The organism is Pseudomonas sp. NFX1 (assembly GCF_051123555.1).
Classification (GTDB): domain Bacteria; phylum Pseudomonadota; class Gammaproteobacteria; order Pseudomonadales; family Pseudomonadaceae; genus Aquipseudomonas; species Aquipseudomonas capeferrum.
In genome coordinates this window covers 4,054,506-4,070,852 of the sequence record NZ_CP169366.1, presented here as the reverse complement: position 1 = coordinate 4,070,852, position 16,347 = coordinate 4,054,506, and the positions used below count along the sequence as shown (strand labels likewise).

At 65.1% G+C, this 16,347-nt stretch carries 15 protein-coding genes and 1 riboswitch; of the genes, 7 read left to right on the top strand and 8 right to left on the bottom strand.

The window, feature by feature from the left end; translation table 11 throughout:
* Positions 1-4 precede the first annotated feature (4 nt).
* The 6 genes from thiL to DJ563_RS18270 all read left to right on the top strand — a co-directional run bounded on the left by thiL (position 5) and on the right by DJ563_RS18270 (position 4,239).
* Positions 5-973: a thiamine-phosphate kinase gene (gene thiL, locus DJ563_RS18295; RefSeq protein ID WP_186661107.1), complete on the top strand. Its 969-nt coding sequence runs from the start codon at positions 5-7 to the stop codon at positions 971-973.
* Positions 970-1,473, top strand: a complete 504-nt coding sequence (locus tag DJ563_RS18290; protein ID WP_033703443.1) for a phosphatidylglycerophosphatase A family protein — start codon at positions 970-972, stop codon at positions 1,471-1,473. Before thiL ends, DJ563_RS18290 begins: the two co-directional genes overlap by 4 nt.
* Positions 1,474-1,489: 16 nt before the next feature.
* Positions 1,490-2,233: a substrate-binding periplasmic protein gene (locus DJ563_RS18285; RefSeq protein ID WP_274097436.1), complete on the top strand. Its 744-nt coding sequence runs from the start codon at positions 1,490-1,492 to the stop codon at positions 2,231-2,233.
* Positions 2,234-2,393: 160 nt separating this feature from the next.
* Positions 2,394-3,011, top strand: a complete 618-nt coding sequence (gene ribA / locus DJ563_RS18280; protein ID WP_033703440.1) for a GTP cyclohydrolase II — start codon at positions 2,394-2,396, stop codon at positions 3,009-3,011.
* Positions 3,008-3,427 (top strand): MFS transporter, encoded by a 420-nt coding sequence (locus tag DJ563_RS18275; protein ID WP_434518136.1) that lies wholly within the window; start codon positions 3,008-3,010, stop codon positions 3,425-3,427. Before ribA ends, DJ563_RS18275 begins: the two co-directional genes overlap by 4 nt.
* Positions 3,427-4,239, top strand: a complete 813-nt coding sequence (locus tag DJ563_RS18270) for a cobalamin-binding protein (protein ID WP_274097437.1) — start codon at positions 3,427-3,429, stop codon at positions 4,237-4,239. Before DJ563_RS18275 ends, DJ563_RS18270 begins: the two co-directional genes overlap by 1 nt.
* Here the strand turns inward: DJ563_RS18270 and DJ563_RS18265 are convergent.
* The 8 genes from DJ563_RS18265 to DJ563_RS18230 all read right to left on the bottom strand — a co-directional run bounded on the left by DJ563_RS18265 (position 4,217) and on the right by DJ563_RS18230 (position 13,137).
* A complete protein-coding gene (locus DJ563_RS18265; protein WP_434518135.1) occupies positions 4,217-6,091 on the bottom strand; it encodes a TonB-dependent receptor domain-containing protein in 1,875 nt (624 codons plus the stop codon). The two genes, DJ563_RS18270 and DJ563_RS18265, sit on opposite strands and share 23 nt — an antisense overlap.
* A gap of 127 nt (positions 6,092-6,218) precedes the next feature.
* The gene (gene dxs, locus DJ563_RS18260; RefSeq protein ID WP_274097439.1) at positions 6,219-8,114 is read right to left on the bottom strand and encodes a 1-deoxy-D-xylulose-5-phosphate synthase; all 1,896 of its coding nucleotides are present in this window, start codon (positions 8,112-8,114) and stop codon (positions 6,219-6,221) included.
* Positions 8,115-8,210: 96 nt separating this feature from the next.
* Positions 8,211-9,098, bottom strand: a complete 888-nt coding sequence (gene ispA / locus DJ563_RS18255) for a (2E,6E)-farnesyl diphosphate synthase (RefSeq protein WP_274097440.1) — start codon at positions 9,096-9,098, stop codon at positions 8,211-8,213.
* Positions 9,095-9,337: an exodeoxyribonuclease VII small subunit gene (locus DJ563_RS18250; RefSeq protein ID WP_033703432.1), complete on the bottom strand. Its 243-nt coding sequence runs from the start codon at positions 9,335-9,337 to the stop codon at positions 9,095-9,097. Before DJ563_RS18250 ends, ispA begins: the two co-directional genes overlap by 4 nt.
* Before the next feature lie 369 nt (positions 9,338-9,706).
* Positions 9,707-10,357 (bottom strand): 3,4-dihydroxy-2-butanone-4-phosphate synthase, encoded by a 651-nt coding sequence (ribB, locus tag DJ563_RS18245; RefSeq protein ID WP_434518134.1) that lies wholly within the window; start codon positions 10,355-10,357, stop codon positions 9,707-9,709.
* Positions 10,358-10,437: 80 nt separating this feature from the next.
* A riboswitch (FMN riboswitch) is annotated at positions 10,438-10,579 on the bottom strand.
* A gap of 161 nt (positions 10,580-10,740) precedes the next feature.
* Complete coding sequence (locus DJ563_RS18240) at positions 10,741-11,631, bottom strand: alpha/beta hydrolase (protein WP_434518133.1); 891 nt, start codon at positions 11,629-11,631, stop codon at positions 10,741-10,743.
* A gap of 29 nt (positions 11,632-11,660) precedes the next feature.
* Positions 11,661-12,605: a FecR domain-containing protein gene (locus DJ563_RS18235; RefSeq protein ID WP_274097443.1), complete on the bottom strand. Its 945-nt coding sequence runs from the start codon at positions 12,603-12,605 to the stop codon at positions 11,661-11,663.
* Positions 12,598-13,137, bottom strand: coding sequence for a sigma-70 family RNA polymerase sigma factor (locus DJ563_RS18230; protein WP_033703427.1), 540 nt, complete (start codon positions 13,135-13,137; stop codon positions 12,598-12,600). The genes DJ563_RS18235 and DJ563_RS18230 overlap by 8 nt, the downstream gene beginning before the upstream one ends.
* Positions 13,138-13,325: 188 nt before the next feature.
* Between DJ563_RS18230 and DJ563_RS18225 the strand changes: the two genes are divergently transcribed.
* Entirely contained in the window at positions 13,326-16,265 is a 2,940-nt protein-coding gene (locus tag DJ563_RS18225) for a TonB-dependent receptor domain-containing protein (protein WP_434518132.1), read from the top strand.
* Positions 16,266-16,347 lie beyond the last annotated feature (82 nt).

The following is a 16,347-nucleotide window of genomic DNA, read 5'->3' as shown; positions in this document are numbered from 1 at the left end:
GACCATGGGTGAGTTCGAGCTGATCAGCCATTACTTCGCCGCCGCGCCCTGTGCGCAAGGTGGTGAAGGCGTGGCCCTGGGCATCGGTGACGATTGCGCGCTGCTGGATTTGCCTGCGGGCGAGCAACTGGCGGTGTCCACCGACACCCTGGTGGCCGGCGTGCACTTCCCTGCGGTCTGCGACCCCTTGTTGCTTGGCCAGCGCTCGTTGGCCGTGGCCGCCAGTGACCTGGCGGCGATGGGCGCCACCCCCATCGGCTTCACCCTCGCCCTGACCTTGCCCGATGTCAGCGCCGACTGGCTGCAAGCCTACGCTGACGGCCTTAACCGTATGGCCCGGCGTTGCCAGCTGAGCCTGATAGGCGGTGACACCACCCGCGGCCCCTTGAGTATCACCATGACCGTGTTCGGCCGTGTGCCGGCCGGGCAGGCGTTGCGCCGTGGTGGTGCTCGCCCCGGTGACCTTTTGTGTGTAGGGGGGGAGCTGGGCAACGCCGCCGGCGCCTTGCCGTTGGTCCTGGGCCAGCGCCAGGCCGAGGCCGCACTGGCCCAGCCGCTGCTCGATCACTACTGGTCACCTTCGCCGCAGTTCGCCCTGGGGCAACTGTTGCGCGGGCGAGCCAGCGCGGCACTGGACATCTCCGACGGCCTGTTGGCCGACTGCGGGCATATTGCCAAGGCTTCCCGCGTGGCGCTCGAGGTGAACCTGGAGCAGGTGCCGATGTCATCCGCTCTGCAGGGTTTGCTCGGCCATGAGGCCGCCGTGCAGGCGGCCCTGACCGGTGGCGACGACTATGTGCTGGCGTTCACTTTGCCGCCGGCGCAGCTTTCATCCCTGCAGGCGCAAGGCCTGGCGGCCTTTCATGTCATCGGGCGCGTGCTCGAGGGCCAAGGCGTCAGCCTGCGTGACCGGCAGGGCCAGGACATCACCCCGCGGCAACGCGGCTATCAACATTTTAGGGAGACACCGTGACCGATCACCCCAACCAGGTGCCTGCGGAGTTCGTTCCGCCCTCGGTCTGGCGCAACCCATGGCACTTCATCGCCTTCGGCTTCGGTTCCGGCACCTTGCCCAAGGCGCCGGGCACCTGGGGCTCGCTGGTGGCCATACCGTTCATTCCGTTGTGGCAGATGCTGCCGGACTGGGGTTACTGGCTGCTGCTGGGCGTGACCATGCTGTTCGGCTTCTGGTTGTGCGGCAAAGTCGCCAATGACTTGCGCGTGCACGATCATGAAGGCATTGTCTGGGACGAGATGGTCGGCATGTGGATCACCCTCTGGCTGGTGCCGGAAGGCTGGCAATGGTTGCTGGCGGGGTTCCTGATGTTCCGCTTCTTCGACATCCTCAAGCCATGGCCGATTCGCTGGATCGACCGCCATGTGCATGGCGGGGTCGGGATCATGCTCGACGATGTCCTGGCCGGCGTGTTCGCCTGGCTGGGTATGCAGGTTCTGGTGTGGGCGGTTGCCTGAAACAGGGAGCGCGTAGATGGCCATAAGGACTGTGCTGTTGGCAATGCTGCTGGGTTTTGCTCCCTGGGTGGGGGCGGCCGAAGGTGTGCCGAAGCAGGTCCATCTGGTCAGCGAGGAATGGCTCGACTACACCAACGCCGACGGTAGCGGGGTCGCCTGGGATGTACTGCGCAAGGTGTTCGAGCCTGCCGGGGTCAAGGTCGTTACCCAGAGCGCGCCTTACAGCCGTGCGGTGGGGCTGGTCAAACGGGGCGAGGCCGATGCCTGGGTCGGCTCCTACAAGGACGAGGCTGACGACAACCTCTACCCGCGTTGGCACTTCGACATGGACCATATCTATGCCCTGGGGCTTGCCGGCAAGCCTGTGCCCACGCCTGGCACGGTCGGCCAGTATCGCCTGGCCTGGGTGCGCGGCTACGACTACGCCAGCTATCTGCCCAATGCGCACAACTTCCGCGAAATCCAGCGTCGTGAAGGCATTCTGCCGATGCTCGAACACGACCGAGTGGACTTCTACATCGATGCGTTGACCGAGGTCGACTACGTGCTGGGCCAGGCGGCGGAGCCTGCGCGTTTTCGTAAGACCCATGTCGCCGAGCTGCCGCTGTACCTAGCATTTGCCCACAACGAAAAGTCCAAGGCACTGCGCGACCTGTTCGACAAGCGCATGGCCGAGCTGGTGCGCAGCGGTGAATTGAAGCCGATTTTCGAGCACTGGAAACAGCCGTATCCGTTCACCACCGACAGCCAGCCGCAGTGAGCGCCACCCGCTCCCATACAGGCTCGGCGTCTTGAGGGCGGGGCTCTGCTAAGCATCGAACTTTTCGATCTTAAGCGACGGTATTCAGCCAGCGCACAGGTGCCGACCTGCTGATACAATCGCCGCAACAGAAATTTCCTACTTATGCCAGGAGCACAACGTGCCCGTCGTCTTTGTTGCCGCCTCTAAACTCCCGACGCCCTTTGCGACCTTCACCATGCATGGCTTTCTCGACGAAGCCACCGGCCGTGAGCATGTGGTGCTCAGCCTGGGTGATATCGCGGACGGCGAGCCGGTGCTGGGGCGCCTGCATTCCGAGTGCCTGACCGGCGATGCCCTGTTCAGCCAGCGCTGTGACTGCGGCTCGCAACTGGAAGCTGCCTTGCAGGCCATCGCCCGTGAAGGCCGTGGCGTGCTGCTGTACCTGCGCCAGGAAGGCCGCGGCATTGGCTTGTTGAACAAGATCCGCGCCTACGAACTGCAGGACGGCGGCGCCGATACCGTCGAAGCCAACGAACGCCTGGGCTTTGCCGCCGACCAGCGCGACTATGCCATCTGCCTGCCGATGCTCGAGCACCTGGGGGTGAAGGCCCTGCGCCTGATGACCAACAACCCGCGCAAGGTCAAGGCGCTGACCGACATGAACATCGTCGTCGCTGAACGTGTGCCGCTGCATACCGGACACAACCCGCACAACCGTTACTACCTGGCCACCAAGGCCGGCAAGCTCGGCCACATGCTGGGCAACGAACACCAGGGCGAGGTGCCCCAGGCGTGACCCGCGCCGAGGTCAAGCGGCGCCTGGCCCTGGCCTGGTGGCAATACCTGGCGATCGGCCTGGTGCCGCTGCCGGTGATGGCCTGGGCTTTTGGTGGCGGTGATCCATTGATCCCGGTGCTGGCCATGCCGTTGTTCATCGCCGGTGCGGCGACCATGTTCCTCAGCCTGCCGCGCTTTGGCGCTTACAAGCGTGCCTTGATCAGTACCGCCAAGGTGCTCGGCAGCAGCGAGGAGCCGGCAGCCTGGATCGAGCTGGCGCGGGTGCGGCGTCTGGCCATGCTGTATGCCTGCTTCCCTGCCTGGGTCGCCGCGCTGTCGGTGCTGGTGGGGCTGGAGGCGGTGCCGCAGATTCTTCTGACACTTTCCACGGTGGTCGTGCTCTACCTGTACCGCATTCCGCGTCAGCTGGGCTGATGCGCGTCTTCCTCTGGCTGCTGGCGCTGTGCGCCTGTGCCGCCAGCGCGGCTGAGCCGCTGCGGGTGGTCAGCCTGGCGCCTTCGATGAGCGAGATCATGCTCGAGCTGCAGGCCGATGACCTGCTGGTCGGCATGCTCGACGGCGGCGAGCGCCCGCCTGCGCTGCAGGATGTGCCCTCAGTGGGCCGCCTGGGGCAACTGAACATGGAGCGCCTGCTCAGCTTGAAGCCTGACTTGCTGCTGCTGTGGCCGGGCAGTGTCGCGCCAGCGCAGCGTGATCAGCTCAAGCGCCTGGGCATCGCCACGTTCAGCGCCGAGCCCCATAGCGTCGACCAATTGATCGATCAGATCGAAGCCATCGCCCAGCGCGTCGGCCGTGACGAGCAGGGTCGGCACTATGCGCAAACCTTGCGCGACAGGCTGCGGCACCTGCGTCAGCAGTATCGGCGTGAGCAGCCGCTGCGGGTGTTCTATCAAGTCTGGGACAAGCCGTTGTACACCCTGGGTGGCCGGCAAGTGGTCAGCGATGCCCTGGCCGTGTGCGGCGCGCGTAATGTCTTCGCCGATCTGAGTCAGCCTGCGCCCCAAGTGAGCGTGGAGTCTGTATTGCTGCAGGACCCCCAGGTAATTCTCGCGGGTGACCAGGCGCAGCTGGCAAGCTGGGACGCTTGGCCACGTCTGAGTGCTGTGGCCAGTGATCGTCTGTTGGTGGTGCCGGACAAGGGCTTGGAGCGGCCCAGTGGGCAGATGATCGAGGCCACCGCGCGCCTGTGTGCGTTGCTCGACGCTAGAGCGCCGGCGTCCAGGTGACGCTCAGCAGCACGGTGCGGCCTTCCTCGCGGTAACCGTGGCTGGCCCCCTCGTAGCTGTACAGGGCACGGCTGTGGCTGTGGTCCAGCAGGTTGTCCAGCTTCGCTTCCAGTTTCAGCTCATCCGTTGCTGCCCAGCTACCCCGCAGGCCGAGCAGGCCGAAGCCAGCGAGCCGGTTGCGGTTGGCTTCGTCATCGTAGCTGCTGCTGACGGCTTGCCAGCTCCCGCCCACGCTGAACGGCCCGAATGCGCGGTCCAGGTCCAGGCTCACGGTACGGCGGGCACGGCGGGCGAGGGTATGGCCGCTGTCGCGGTCACGTGGGTCGATCAGCGCCAGGCCCAGCTGGCTGCGCCACGCGCCCCATTGCTGATCGAGCGACAGTTCAAACCCGTTGACCCGCGCCGAGGCGACATTGCGTGGGATCGAGTCCTGGCCAAAGATGATCGCGTCGCGCAGGTCGGTGCGGTACAGCGAGGTCTCCAGGCGGCTGTCGGCGGTAAGCTGGCCGCGCCATTGCAGTTCGTAGCTTCGGGAATGCTCCGGGTTCAGGTCGGGGTTGCTGAACTCTGGGTAATACAGGTCATTGAATGTCGGTGCCCGGAAGCCTTCGCTGTAGGACAGCAGCACATCATTGTGCGCGTTCAAGGGCACGGTTAGGCTACCGCTCCAGGTGGTCTGGCCGCCGAACTGCTGGTTCTGGTCACGGCGCACCCCCAGTTCGGTGGAGAACCGCTCGCCCATGTAGCGATGCTGAATGAAGGCGGCGCGGTTCCAGCGGTTGTCCTCGTTGAAATCGGTGCTGGCGTGCACGCGGTCTTCGTACCAATCGCCGCCGATCAACAGGTTGTGCTGCTCACCCAGGGCCAGGTCGTTTTGCCAGGTAACCTGATCGCGATAGGTGTTGAACACGAAGCGCTCGGCGCTGAGCTTGTCGCGTTTGTCGTCACGGTTTTCGCTGTGGGCAAGCTCCAGGCGCGAATGCCAGGTGTCGTTGAGCTGGGCGTCGAAGTAAGTGCCCAGGCTGCTGACGCTGAAGTCGGTGTAGGGTTTTTGCCCGAAGCTTTCGAAGGTGACCGGGTCAAAGCCACCGTACGGATTGTCGTATTCACTGCGCCCGCGGCTGTCGAGCAGGTTCAGGCCGGCCTCGAAGCGTTCGCCGAAGGTGTGGCTGAGGCTCAGGTTGAGTGACTTGTTGCGGTACGCATCATGATCGCCGTCGCTGGCAAAGGAGGGGCCGGTGGCGTCGATGCCGGCAGTCTCGTCCAGGCTGGCACCCAGGTTGAAGCGGGTGGCGCCGTCGCCCCCGGACAGGCCCAGGCTGCGCTGCCAGGTCTGGTTGCTGCCGGCGGCCAGGCGCAGGCGTGGCTGCAGCCCGGGGCCGCTACTGCGCCGGGTGAAGATCTGGATCACGCCACCCATGGCGTCGCTGCCGTATACCGCCGAGCGGGAGCCGCGCAGCACTTCGACACGCTCTATCTGGTCAACGTCGAGAAACTGCAGGCCACTGTCGCCAGAGGTGGCGTTGGCGATGCGCACGCCATCCACCAGTACCAGGCTCTGCGCCGCCTTGGTGCCGCGGATGAAAATGCCGGGCACGCTGCCGCGCCCGCCGGTGGGGGCCACTTGCACGCCTGGGACACGGGCCAGCAGGTCGGTGACGCCGGTGGGTTGCAGGCGGTCGATGTCGGCGCGGGTGAAGACGGTGTTGGCGGCGCTGGTGGCGGTGCGCGACTCGACCTGGCGGTTGGCGCTGATCAGGACGTCGGGCAGTTTCAGGGCGTTGTCGCGTTCAGCGGCCAGGAGCGGAAGTGGCAGGCACAGGAGGGTGGCGGTGAAGCTCGGGATTTTCATGGGCAGTTCCAGACTATTCGCGGGACAAGCCCGCTCCCACAGGTTTGTCACTGTTCTCGAGAAGAGTGATGTACTTGTGGAAGCGGGCTTGTCCCGCGAATGGGCCGCAAAGCGGCCCCAAGGATTACTACAGCCCGAGCTTGGCCATCCGAGCCTTGACCGAAGCCTCGATCCCAGCCACATCCAGCCCACACTCTGCCAGCATCTGCGCAGGCTTGGCATGCTCGACATAAAGGTCTGGCAGCCCCAGGTGCAGCAGCGGCTTGGTCACCGCCTGGCTGGCCAGGAACTCGCCCACGGCAGCCCCCGCACCGCCCATGATGGCGTTTTCTTCGATGGTTACCAGCAGCTCATGGCTGGCAGCCAGTTCGAGTACCAGTGCCTCGTCCAGCGGCTTGACGAAGCGCATGTCGACCACTGTGGCATTGATCTGCTCGGCAACCTGCAAGGCCTCGCTCAGCTGCACGCCGAACACCAGCAAGGCGACCTTCTCACCCTGGCGGCGGATGACGCCCTTGCCGATCTCCAAGGGGTCAAGGCCGCTGCTGATCGGCGCGTTGGGGCCGGTGCCGCGTGGGTAGCGCACCGCCGCCGGGCCGTTGTACAGGTGGCCGGTGGTGAGCATCTTGCGCAGCTCGTTCTCGTCGCTCGGGGTCATCACCAGCATGCCGGGGATGCAGCGCAGGTACGACAGGTCGTAGCTGCCGGCGTGAGTCGGGCCGTCTTCGCCTACCAGGCCGGCGCGGTCGATGGCGAACAGCACATCGAGGTTCTGCACCGCCACGTCGTGGATCAATTGGTCATAGGCGCGCTGCAGGAACGTCGAATAGATCGCCACCACCGGTTTGCTGCCTTCGCAGGCCATGCCTGCAGCCAGGGTCACCGCGTGCTGCTCGGCGATCGCCACGTCGAAGTAGCGCTCCGGGTAGCGTTCGCTGAAGTCGACCAGGTCGGAGCCTTCCTTCATCGCCGGGGTAATGCCGACCAAGCGCTTGTCGCTCGCGGCCATGTCGCACAGCCACTGGCCGAACACAGCGGAATACTTGGGCCCGCTGGGCTTCTTCGGCGTGGCGGGCTTGTCGGCAGGTTCGAGCTTGGTGATGGCGTGGTAGCCAATCGGGTCGACCTCGGCCGGGGCGAAGCCCTTGCCCTTTTTGGTCACCACGTGCAGGAACTGCGGGCCCTTGAGGTCACGCATGTTGCGCAGGGTGGCGATCATGGTCGGCAGGTCGTGGCCGTCGATCGGGCCGATGTAATTCCAGCCCAGTTCTTCGAACAGGGTGCCTGGGACCAGCATGCCTTTGGCGTATTCTTCGGTGCGGCGGGCGATTTCCCAGGCGCCAGGCAGGCGCGAGAGCACCTTCTTGCTGCCCTCGCGCATGCTTGCGTAGGTGCGGCTGGAGAGGATCTTGGCCAGGTAGTTGGACAGGCCGCCGACATTGCGCGAAATCGACATGTCGTTGTCGTTGAGGATCACCAGCATGTCGGCGTTGACTTCCTGGGCGTGGTTCAACGCCTCGAAAGCCATGCCGGCGGTCAGGGCGCCGTCGCCGATCACCGCGATCGACTTGCGTGCACTGTTCTGCAGGCGGGCGGCGATGGCCATGCCCAGCGCTGCGCTGATCGAGGTGCTGGAGTGGCCGACGCCGAAGGTGTCGTATTCACTCTCGCTGCGGCGCGGGAAGGCGGCGATGCCGTCCTTCTGGCGCAGGCTGAGCATGCGCTGGCGGCGGCCGGTGAGGATCTTGTGCGGGTAGGCCTGGTGGCCGACGTCCCACACCAGCCGGTCGTCCGGGGTGTCGAAGACGTAGTGCAGGGCGATCGTCAGCTCGATGACGCCCAGGCCGGCGCCAAAATGCCCACCGGTCTGACCCACGGTGTAGAGCAGTTCCTGGCGCAACTCGTCGGCCAGGGTCTCCAGGTCGGCTTCGGCCAGCCGGCGCAGGCCGGCAGGCGTGTCAGCGCGGTCGAGCAACGGCGTGACCGGGCGTTCGCGGGGGATCTCTTGAAACGTCGTGGGCATCAGGCGAGTCGTTATAGGTGTGAAGACGCGGCAGTTTACCCCATTGTGGGAAAAGTGCCCATTCGACCACGGGTTGTGCGGGATTGGCGTCGGTGCTTAGTTGCGGCGTTCGACGATATAGCGTGCCAGCGCCCGCAGGGGCTCGGCATTTTCCCCAAACCCTTGCAATGCGACCAGCGCCTGGTCGCGCAGTTCGATGGCATAGGCCTTGGCGGCTTCCAGGCCCAACAGGGCCGGGTAGGTCGGTTTGTCACGGGCGATGTCGGCGCCCTGGCGCTTGCCCAGGGTGGCGGTGTCGCTTTCTACGTCGAGGATGTCGTCCTGCACCTGGAACGCCAGGCCGATGGCCTGTGCGTAGGTCTGCAAGGCATCCAGTTGCGCCTGTTCGGCGCGGGCGCTGGCCAGGGCGCCCAGGCGCACGCTGGCTTCGATCAGCGCACCGGTCTTGTGCCGGTGCATGAATTCCAGCGCTTGCTGGTCCAGCTTGATACCCACCGACCCCAGGTCGATGGCCTGGCCGCCGACCATGCCCGCCGGGCCGGCAGCCTTGGCCAGGGCCTGGACCATGGCCAGGCGCAGGGTGTCGGACTGCGGGCTCAGGCGCGGGTCGAGCAGGGCGCTGAAGGCCAGGCTCTGCAGGCCGTCACCGGCCAGGATGGCGCAGGCTTCGTCGAAGGCTTTGTGGGTGGTGGGCTGGCCGCGGCGCAGGTCGTCATCGTCCATCGCCGGCAGGTCGTCATGCACCAACGAGTACGCGTGGATCAGCTCGACCGCGCAGGCCGCGCCATTGGCCTGTTCGGCAGGCGCACCCAACGCTTCGCAGGCCGCGTAGGCGAGCAGCGGGCGCACACGCTTGCCGCCGTTCATCACGCTGTAGCGCATGGCAGCGTAGAGCCGCTCGAGCTCCTTGGTTGGCGCTTCGAACAGGGGTTCGAGGGCGGCGTCGACGCGGGCCTGGCAGTTGGCCTGGTAGTTGTTGATCATGCTTGCGGCTCGGCGTCGAAGGGCTGGGCTGCCAGCTCACCATCGCGTTCCAGAAGAATCTGCACTTTCTGTTCGGCCTGGGCCAGTGCGCCCTGGCAATCGCGGGTCAGGGCGATGCCTTGCTCGAAGGCGGCCAGCGAATCTTCCAGCGACAACTCGCCGTTCTCCAGGCGCTCGACCAGGGCTTGCAGGTCTGCGAGGGATTGCTCGAAATCGAGGGAGGCTTTTTTGCGGGCCATGGCGGCTGTCTCGGTGGCGTTCTTAACGGCGCGACGTTAGCAGAGCAGGGCGGGGGGAGCAAACTTGTATGGTCGAGGAGAGTTACGACGCGATTTCTGTTTCGTTGTTGAGATCGAGCGGCGCCCGCGCGCCGCATCGCGAGCTAGCTCGCTCCTACATCTGTTTCGGGCCAATTATTCCTGAGGCATTGGCGCGCGGCCCCTTGGCGCCCGCCTCAGTATCGCGTCGTACAACAAGGCGGTCGCGTGCGATGGAACTGGCGTGACTGGCCGAAACGAATGTAGGAGCGAGCTAGCTCGCGATGCGGCGCGCGGGCGCCGCTCGATCTCAGAGGCGCCATCTTCCTCAAACCAAGCGCCTGCAAGCCATCAAACCGTAGCGGCTTCGCGGGCCACCATCGCCTCGCGATACCGCGCCAGCTCTTCAATGGTCAGCACCGGCAAATTGTACTGCCGCGCATACACCGCCACCTGCTCCCCGCGGGCCATGCTGCCATCGGGGTTCATCAGCTCGCACAGCACCGCTGCCGGCCGCAACCCGGCCAGGCGCGCCAGGTCTACCGAACCCTCGGTATGGCCACGACGGGTCAGCACCCCGCCGTTGCGCGCACGCAGCGGGAACACGTGCCCAGGGCTGACGATATGGCGTTGCTCGGCTGTCGAGCTCAGCGCCGCCGCGATGGTGGTAATCCGGTCGTGCGCCGAAACGCCGGTGGTGATGCCTTCGGCCGCTTCGATGGTGACGGTGAAGCCGGTGCCGTGGCGCGCCTGGTTGTTCTGCACCATCGGCGCCAGCTGCAGTGCGTCCACGGTGGCTTCGTCCAGGCACAGGCAGACGATGCCGCTGCAGTCGCGAATCATCATGGCCATGGTTTGCAACGAGATGTTTTCGGCGGCGGCGATGATGTCCGCTTCGTCCTCGCGGTCGTCGTCGTCCAGCAGCAGCACGGGGCGCCCGGCCTGGAAGGCGGCGATGGCGGCAGAAATGTTGGGGAATTGCTTTTGCAGCATAGGTGACATGAAACGCTCCTCGTGAATGATCGATGAACGTCTCGGGGCGAACAAAACGCGCGCGCAGAGGCGCCCGAATGGCCCCTGCCTGACGCCTTCTTTCATCCGGACTATGACCGTCGGCTCTGGAGTCTCACCAGATCTGCTGACCCCCGGCATGGCCGGGGCGCTCGCGGGCTCATCTTTCGATTTACCGCCGGTGGGGACTTGCACCCCGCCCTGAAGACCGGCCAAGCATACAGCACAGTGCCACCCTGCTGGCAACCCGCGCGACTAAGACCTTAGGCGACCTTCGGCGGGGAAACTGAAGCGGCAGAAGGGCTCCATTGCCCTCAGCGCCCGTGGTGATCCTACAGGCGCGGGCTTGCCGCGCGAAGGAGGCCGGTACAGGTTTACCGAGACATCTCGTCGATCACTTTCTTCAGCGAGGCCGGCAACATCGGCCCATGCCCCAATCCGTCAAACCGTTCAAACCGCACCTGCAAACCCTGCACGTCGGCCAGGTCCTCTATCAGCGCCTGCGCCGGCCGTTCCCCATCGTTTTTCATAGATGCACGCGGGCTCGAAGGCTCGTCGCCACCACGCATCAGCAGCAACCTCGGGCGATGATCACCCAAACGCTGTTGCAGCCCCTGAGCTTCGCCAACAATCACCCCGTTACGCCACCACAACGACGGGCTGGCCGCCGCATAGTCACTGAACTCGGCCGGCCGGGTAAACAGCGCATGCAGCACCGCCAGGCCGCCATAGGAATGCCCCCACAGTGTTTGCCGCTGCAGGTCGATCGGCGCCACGGCGGCCACACTCGGCCGCATGCGTTGGCTCAGCAGGTCGAAGAACGCATCCACGCCGCCGCTGGGCTGGCCGGTCAGCGGGTCACGCTGCTGCGCCTGCCCAGGTACCGACGGGGTGTAGTCATAGGTCCGCCCGGCTCGGTCGATTCGCTGATCGGTCTGGTAACCCACGGCCACCAGCAACGGCGCCTGGCCGGCGGCGAGCTTGCTCAGCTGCGCGCTGTCCAGGGCGCCCAACGCGGCATTGCCGTCGAGCATCCACAGCACCGGGTAGCCTGCGGCGGGGGCAGGGCGGTCCGGCTTGCCGACCCACAGGCGGTAATGGCGCTGGCCGTCGGCCGAATCCAGGTCCAGCTGGCTGAAGCGGTAGGCCAGGTCCTGGCGCTGCAGCAGTGAAGTGTCCATCTTCTGCTCGCGTTCCGGCTTCGCCAAAGCGGCGGGCGCAGCCAGGGCCAGCGCCATGGCCAGGTACAGGGGCATCTTGCTCATCGGGAATCTCGCTCGGTCGTATGGGGTGGTCAACGGCTGATAAACACCTGCCGGCCGGTCTGGCGAACCTGCAGCGTGTAAGTTTGCGCCAGCATGGCCAAGGCCAGTGGCAAGTCATCGACCGGGAACGTGCCAGACACCCGCAGCTCGCCCAGGGCAGGGTCGCATTCAAGGTGCTGGTCGGTGTAGCGCGTCAGTTCTTGGGTCCACTGGCGCAGCGGCATGTCGTCGGCCACCAGCAGCCCGTTGCGCCAAGCCAGGGTGGTTTCCCGCACCGCCTCGATGCTGCCCAGGCGCTCACGGTTGAAGCGTACTTGTTGCCCGGCCCGGATGATGTGCTCACCTGGCGCTACGCTGGCGTGCTCGGGGCGTACTTGCACAGCACCTTCATAAACGGCGAGCACGGTTTCATCGGCCAGTTGGCGCACGCTGAACCGCGTGCCCAGGGCAAGCAACTGGCCCTGCTGGGTCTGCGCCAGGAGTGGACGGGGGTCGGCAGCGGTAACGATGTACAGCTCGCCCCGGCGCAGGTGCAGCAAGCGTTGCGCGCTATCGAACAGCACGTCCACCGCGCTGTCGCTGTTGAGGGTGATCTGCGTGCCGTCGGCCAGCCGTGCGTGCTGGCGCTCACCCAGCGACGTCCGGTAGTCGCCGGCCTGCGAGCGCCATGCCCACCAACTGAGGGGAGCGGCGCCGAGCAGCAGGAGCAGCCCGCGCAGCACGGCGCGCCTGCCCGTCGGGCGGTCCAAGGTCTGCTTGGCCAGCGTGGGTGGCACGCTGCCCAGGCGCGTGAGCAGGTGCTGCGCCCGTTTCCACGCGCGCTCGTGGTCGGCACTGGCAAGCCGCCAGCGCTCCAGCTCGCGCTGTTGGGCCGGCAGCAACGGCCCCTCCTGCATCAGCATCAGCCAGGAGGCCGCCTGGGCAAGCACCTGCTGGGGGATGGCAGCGTCAAGCGTGGTAGTGCCGCTATTCATCGGGCATCTGCGTCAGGCAGGTGAGGTAGGCCTCGTGGATGTACTTCTTGACGGTCGGCAATGCGATGTTCAGGGCTACGGCGATGTCCTTCTGCTTCATGCCGTCCAGCGTCGCCATCAGAAACGCCTGCCTGACCCGTGGGCGCAAGGTGTCGAGCAGCGCATCGATCTCGTGCAGGGTTTCCAGGATCACGCTTTGCAGCTCAGGCGAAGGGTGCTCGGGTTCTGGCAGCAGCAGCAGGGCTTCGAGCCAGGCGCGTTCCAGCGACTGCCGGCGGCGCCAACTGACCAGTACGCAATTGGCGATGCGGGTCAGGTAGGCGCGTGGCTGGCGGATCGGTTCGGCCCGCGCGCCCTCTCGGCTGGTCAGCACCCGCAAGAAGATATCGTGCGCCAGATCATCGGCCACGCCGCGCCCCCACGACCTCAGCCGGTAGGCGAGCCAGTTGCGTAACCAGGCGTGATTCTCGATGTACAGCGTCTCGACGCTGCACGGCTCGGTACTGTTCGGCGGGGAAAAGGGCGCATTCATCGTCGGTTGAATCGGTACATGACTGTCGCAAATGAAAACCATTATCACTAGAATTGCTCAGATCACAAGGCCGAATCGGTAAATTCAGCCGGTGCTCATGCACCCATATCCTTTTTTCGATCTCGTGCGACAGAGGAGGTAAGAGCCCGCAGCCAGTGGTGGGCGCAAACCCTACGAGCGAGATAAGCATGCTCCCAGTACGTTGTCCTTCACCTGCTCCGCGCCCTCGACTTAGCCTGGCGCCCATCACGTTTGCCCTGCGTTGCACGATGATCGGCTGCTGCGGCGCCGGCCTGTTGAACAGCAGCCTGGCCCTGGCCCAGGACACCGGCACAGCTGCGCTCGCCGCCACCCGCCTGGACGATGCCACACCGCGTGACTACAACATTGCCCCGGGCCCGCTGGGCGCAGCCCTGGGCAGCTTCACCAGCCAGTCCGGGCTACTGGTGTCCTACGACCCTGAGTTGACCCGTGGCCGTACGGCGCCGGCCTTGAAGGGCCGGTATACAGTCAGCGAGGGTATCCAGCGGTTGCTGGCCAACTCCGGGTTGCAACTGGTGCCGAGTTCGACCGGGAGCTACGTGCTGATCGCCCAGGGCGCTGCGCCGAATGCGGCGGCCGAGTTATCGCCGACGATGGTCGAGGCCGCCGCCCAGGGGCCAGAGGCGGATACCTACAGGGCGCCACGCTCTTCGGTGCACCTGAACAGCGAACAGATCGATCGCTTCGGCCGTGTTTCCGCAGGCGATCTGCTCAACGGCGTGCCCGGCGTGCAGGTCGGTGACACGCGCAATGGCGGTGCCCTGGACGTCAACATCCGCGGCATCCAGGGGCAGAGCCGGGTGGCAGTCAAGGTCGATGGTTCGGAGCAGGCCCTGGACGTCTATCGCGGTTATGGCGGCACCCAGCAACGCAGTTACATCGACCCCGACCTGATCAGCAGCCTGACTGTGAACAAAGGTCCGTCGACCAAGTCTGGGGCGATTGGCGGAACGGTTGAAATGCAGACTATCGGCGTGCAGGACATTCTGGTCGACGGCAACCAGGTCGGCGTGCGCCTCAAGGGCGACCTCTGGGACAACGGCGTAGCCCCCGCTCATCGCAGCGCCAGCGCCAAGGATGAAAACCTCACCGCACCACCCCGCGACAACCGCGCCAGCCTGTTCGGCTCCGAGGCTGAATCTGGAAGCGCCGCGTTTGCCTTCACCAACGAGCGCCTGGACGTGGTGGCGGCATATGCGCACCGCAATCAAGGTAACTATTTCTCCGGCAAGAAGGGCCAGGACCGCTACCGCATCTATAACCAGTACGGCAGTGAACAGCCCAGCGTGGCGAGCACCTACAACGCGGGCGAGGAAGTGCTCAACTCCTCCTCGAAAACCGACTCGTACCTGCTCAAGGCCACCTGGCGCATCGCCGACGATCATACCTTGGACTTGGGCTACCGCCGCTACGATGGGCGCAGCGCCGAAATCATGCCTTCTGACATCTACCGCTACGGCACTGCGGGTATCTACCAGTACCCCCTGGGCGAGGTGAAGATCGATACCTACACCGCGCGCTATCACTACCTGCCTGCCGGCAACCCGTGGGTCGACCTGACCAGCAACCTGTGGATGACCGACGCCAAGACCAGCACGTTGAGTTCGTCATGGACTGCGCCGGTTTCCCAGCTGTTTCGTACGGATCGCAGCTGGACACGCCAGGACAACCGCCGTATCGGCGGCGACCTGAACAACGTCTCCAAATTCCAGACCGCCCATGGCGACTTCACGCTGGACCTGGGCGGTGCGTTCCAGCTTGAAGACCTGCAACCGCAGAAAAATGTGCTGATCACCCAGCACGACATCGATGCCAACCGCACCCTGCGCGATGCATCCAGGCAGGAGTTCAGCTTCAACGGCAAGCTCGAGTACCAACCGATCGAGCAACTGACCCTGTGGGGTGGTGGCCGGTACAGCCACTTCCGCACCAAGGACAACACCGTGCTGGCCAGCGCCCGGCGTGAGGATCGCGAGGTGCGCTATATCTCGGCGAGCGGCCCCAAGGGCTGGGGCAGCATGACCTGGTTCCCCGACCAGAACGGCCAGTACACCGACGCCACCGACCCGCGCCTGAACAACGGCATCGTCTTCGGCAACAGCAACGAGCCGTTCAACGGCGTGCGCTTCAACGACTTCGGTGCGACCCGCGTGGAGGTCAACCCAGAAGGCATCAGCAGCGTGGTCACAGGCTACGACCACACACCGCAGGGCAGCAGTAGCGGCGGCGGCTTCGCGCCGGCTTTCGGCATCAATGTCGAGCTGATACCCGACACGTTCTTCTACGTCACCTACACCCAAGGCCTGCGCCTGCCTTCACTGTTCGAGACCAGCCAGGGCACCCAGCAAGTCACCCCCGGCAAAAGCCTCAAGCCTGAACGCTCGCAGAGCTGGGAAATCGGCGTCAGCGCCTTGCGCGACAACCTCTTTACCGCGCACGACTCGGCGGCGATCAAACTGGCCTTCTTCGACAACCACATCAAGAATTACATCACCCGCTACTACGACCCAAGCCCAGGTTTGTGGGGCCAGATGACCTTCAGCAACACCGACAGCTTCAGCACCCGTGGCCTTGAGCTGCAATCGCACTACGATGCCGGCCGCGTATTCGCCGACCTGTCGGCCACTTACTACCTCAAGACCGAAACCTGCGACACGGCGTTTGCCAGCAAACTGCGCGCCACGGCCAACCCCTACCAGAAGACCCAGGACACGCCCAACTGCACCCCGGGCAGCTTCATGGGCTCCTACACCAACACCCAGAACCCGCCGCGCTTCTCAGGCAACCTGACCACCGGCCTGCGCTTCTTCGACGAGGCGTTGACGGTGGGCGGGCGCGTTACCTATACCTCCGGGCCCACCAGCACCCTCGACAAACCCTGGCAGTCAGGCGCCACCACGCCGCAGGTCGAGTACCGCTCGGTGGCACTGTTCGATCTGTTCCTCAAGTACAAGTTGCTGGAGAACACCGAGGTGAATGTTTCGCTGCAGAACCTGACCGATCGCTACTACCTCGATCCGCTGGCGCAGAGCTTCATGCCGGCATCGGGGCGCACAGTGCGGATGGGGATGGTGACGCGGTTCTGAAGGGAGGTGAGGGCGATGGCGCAGCGGGTTTTGCCATCGTCCTGCATTTTCTGCAGGCATTAAAAAGCCGGCTTGTGGCCGG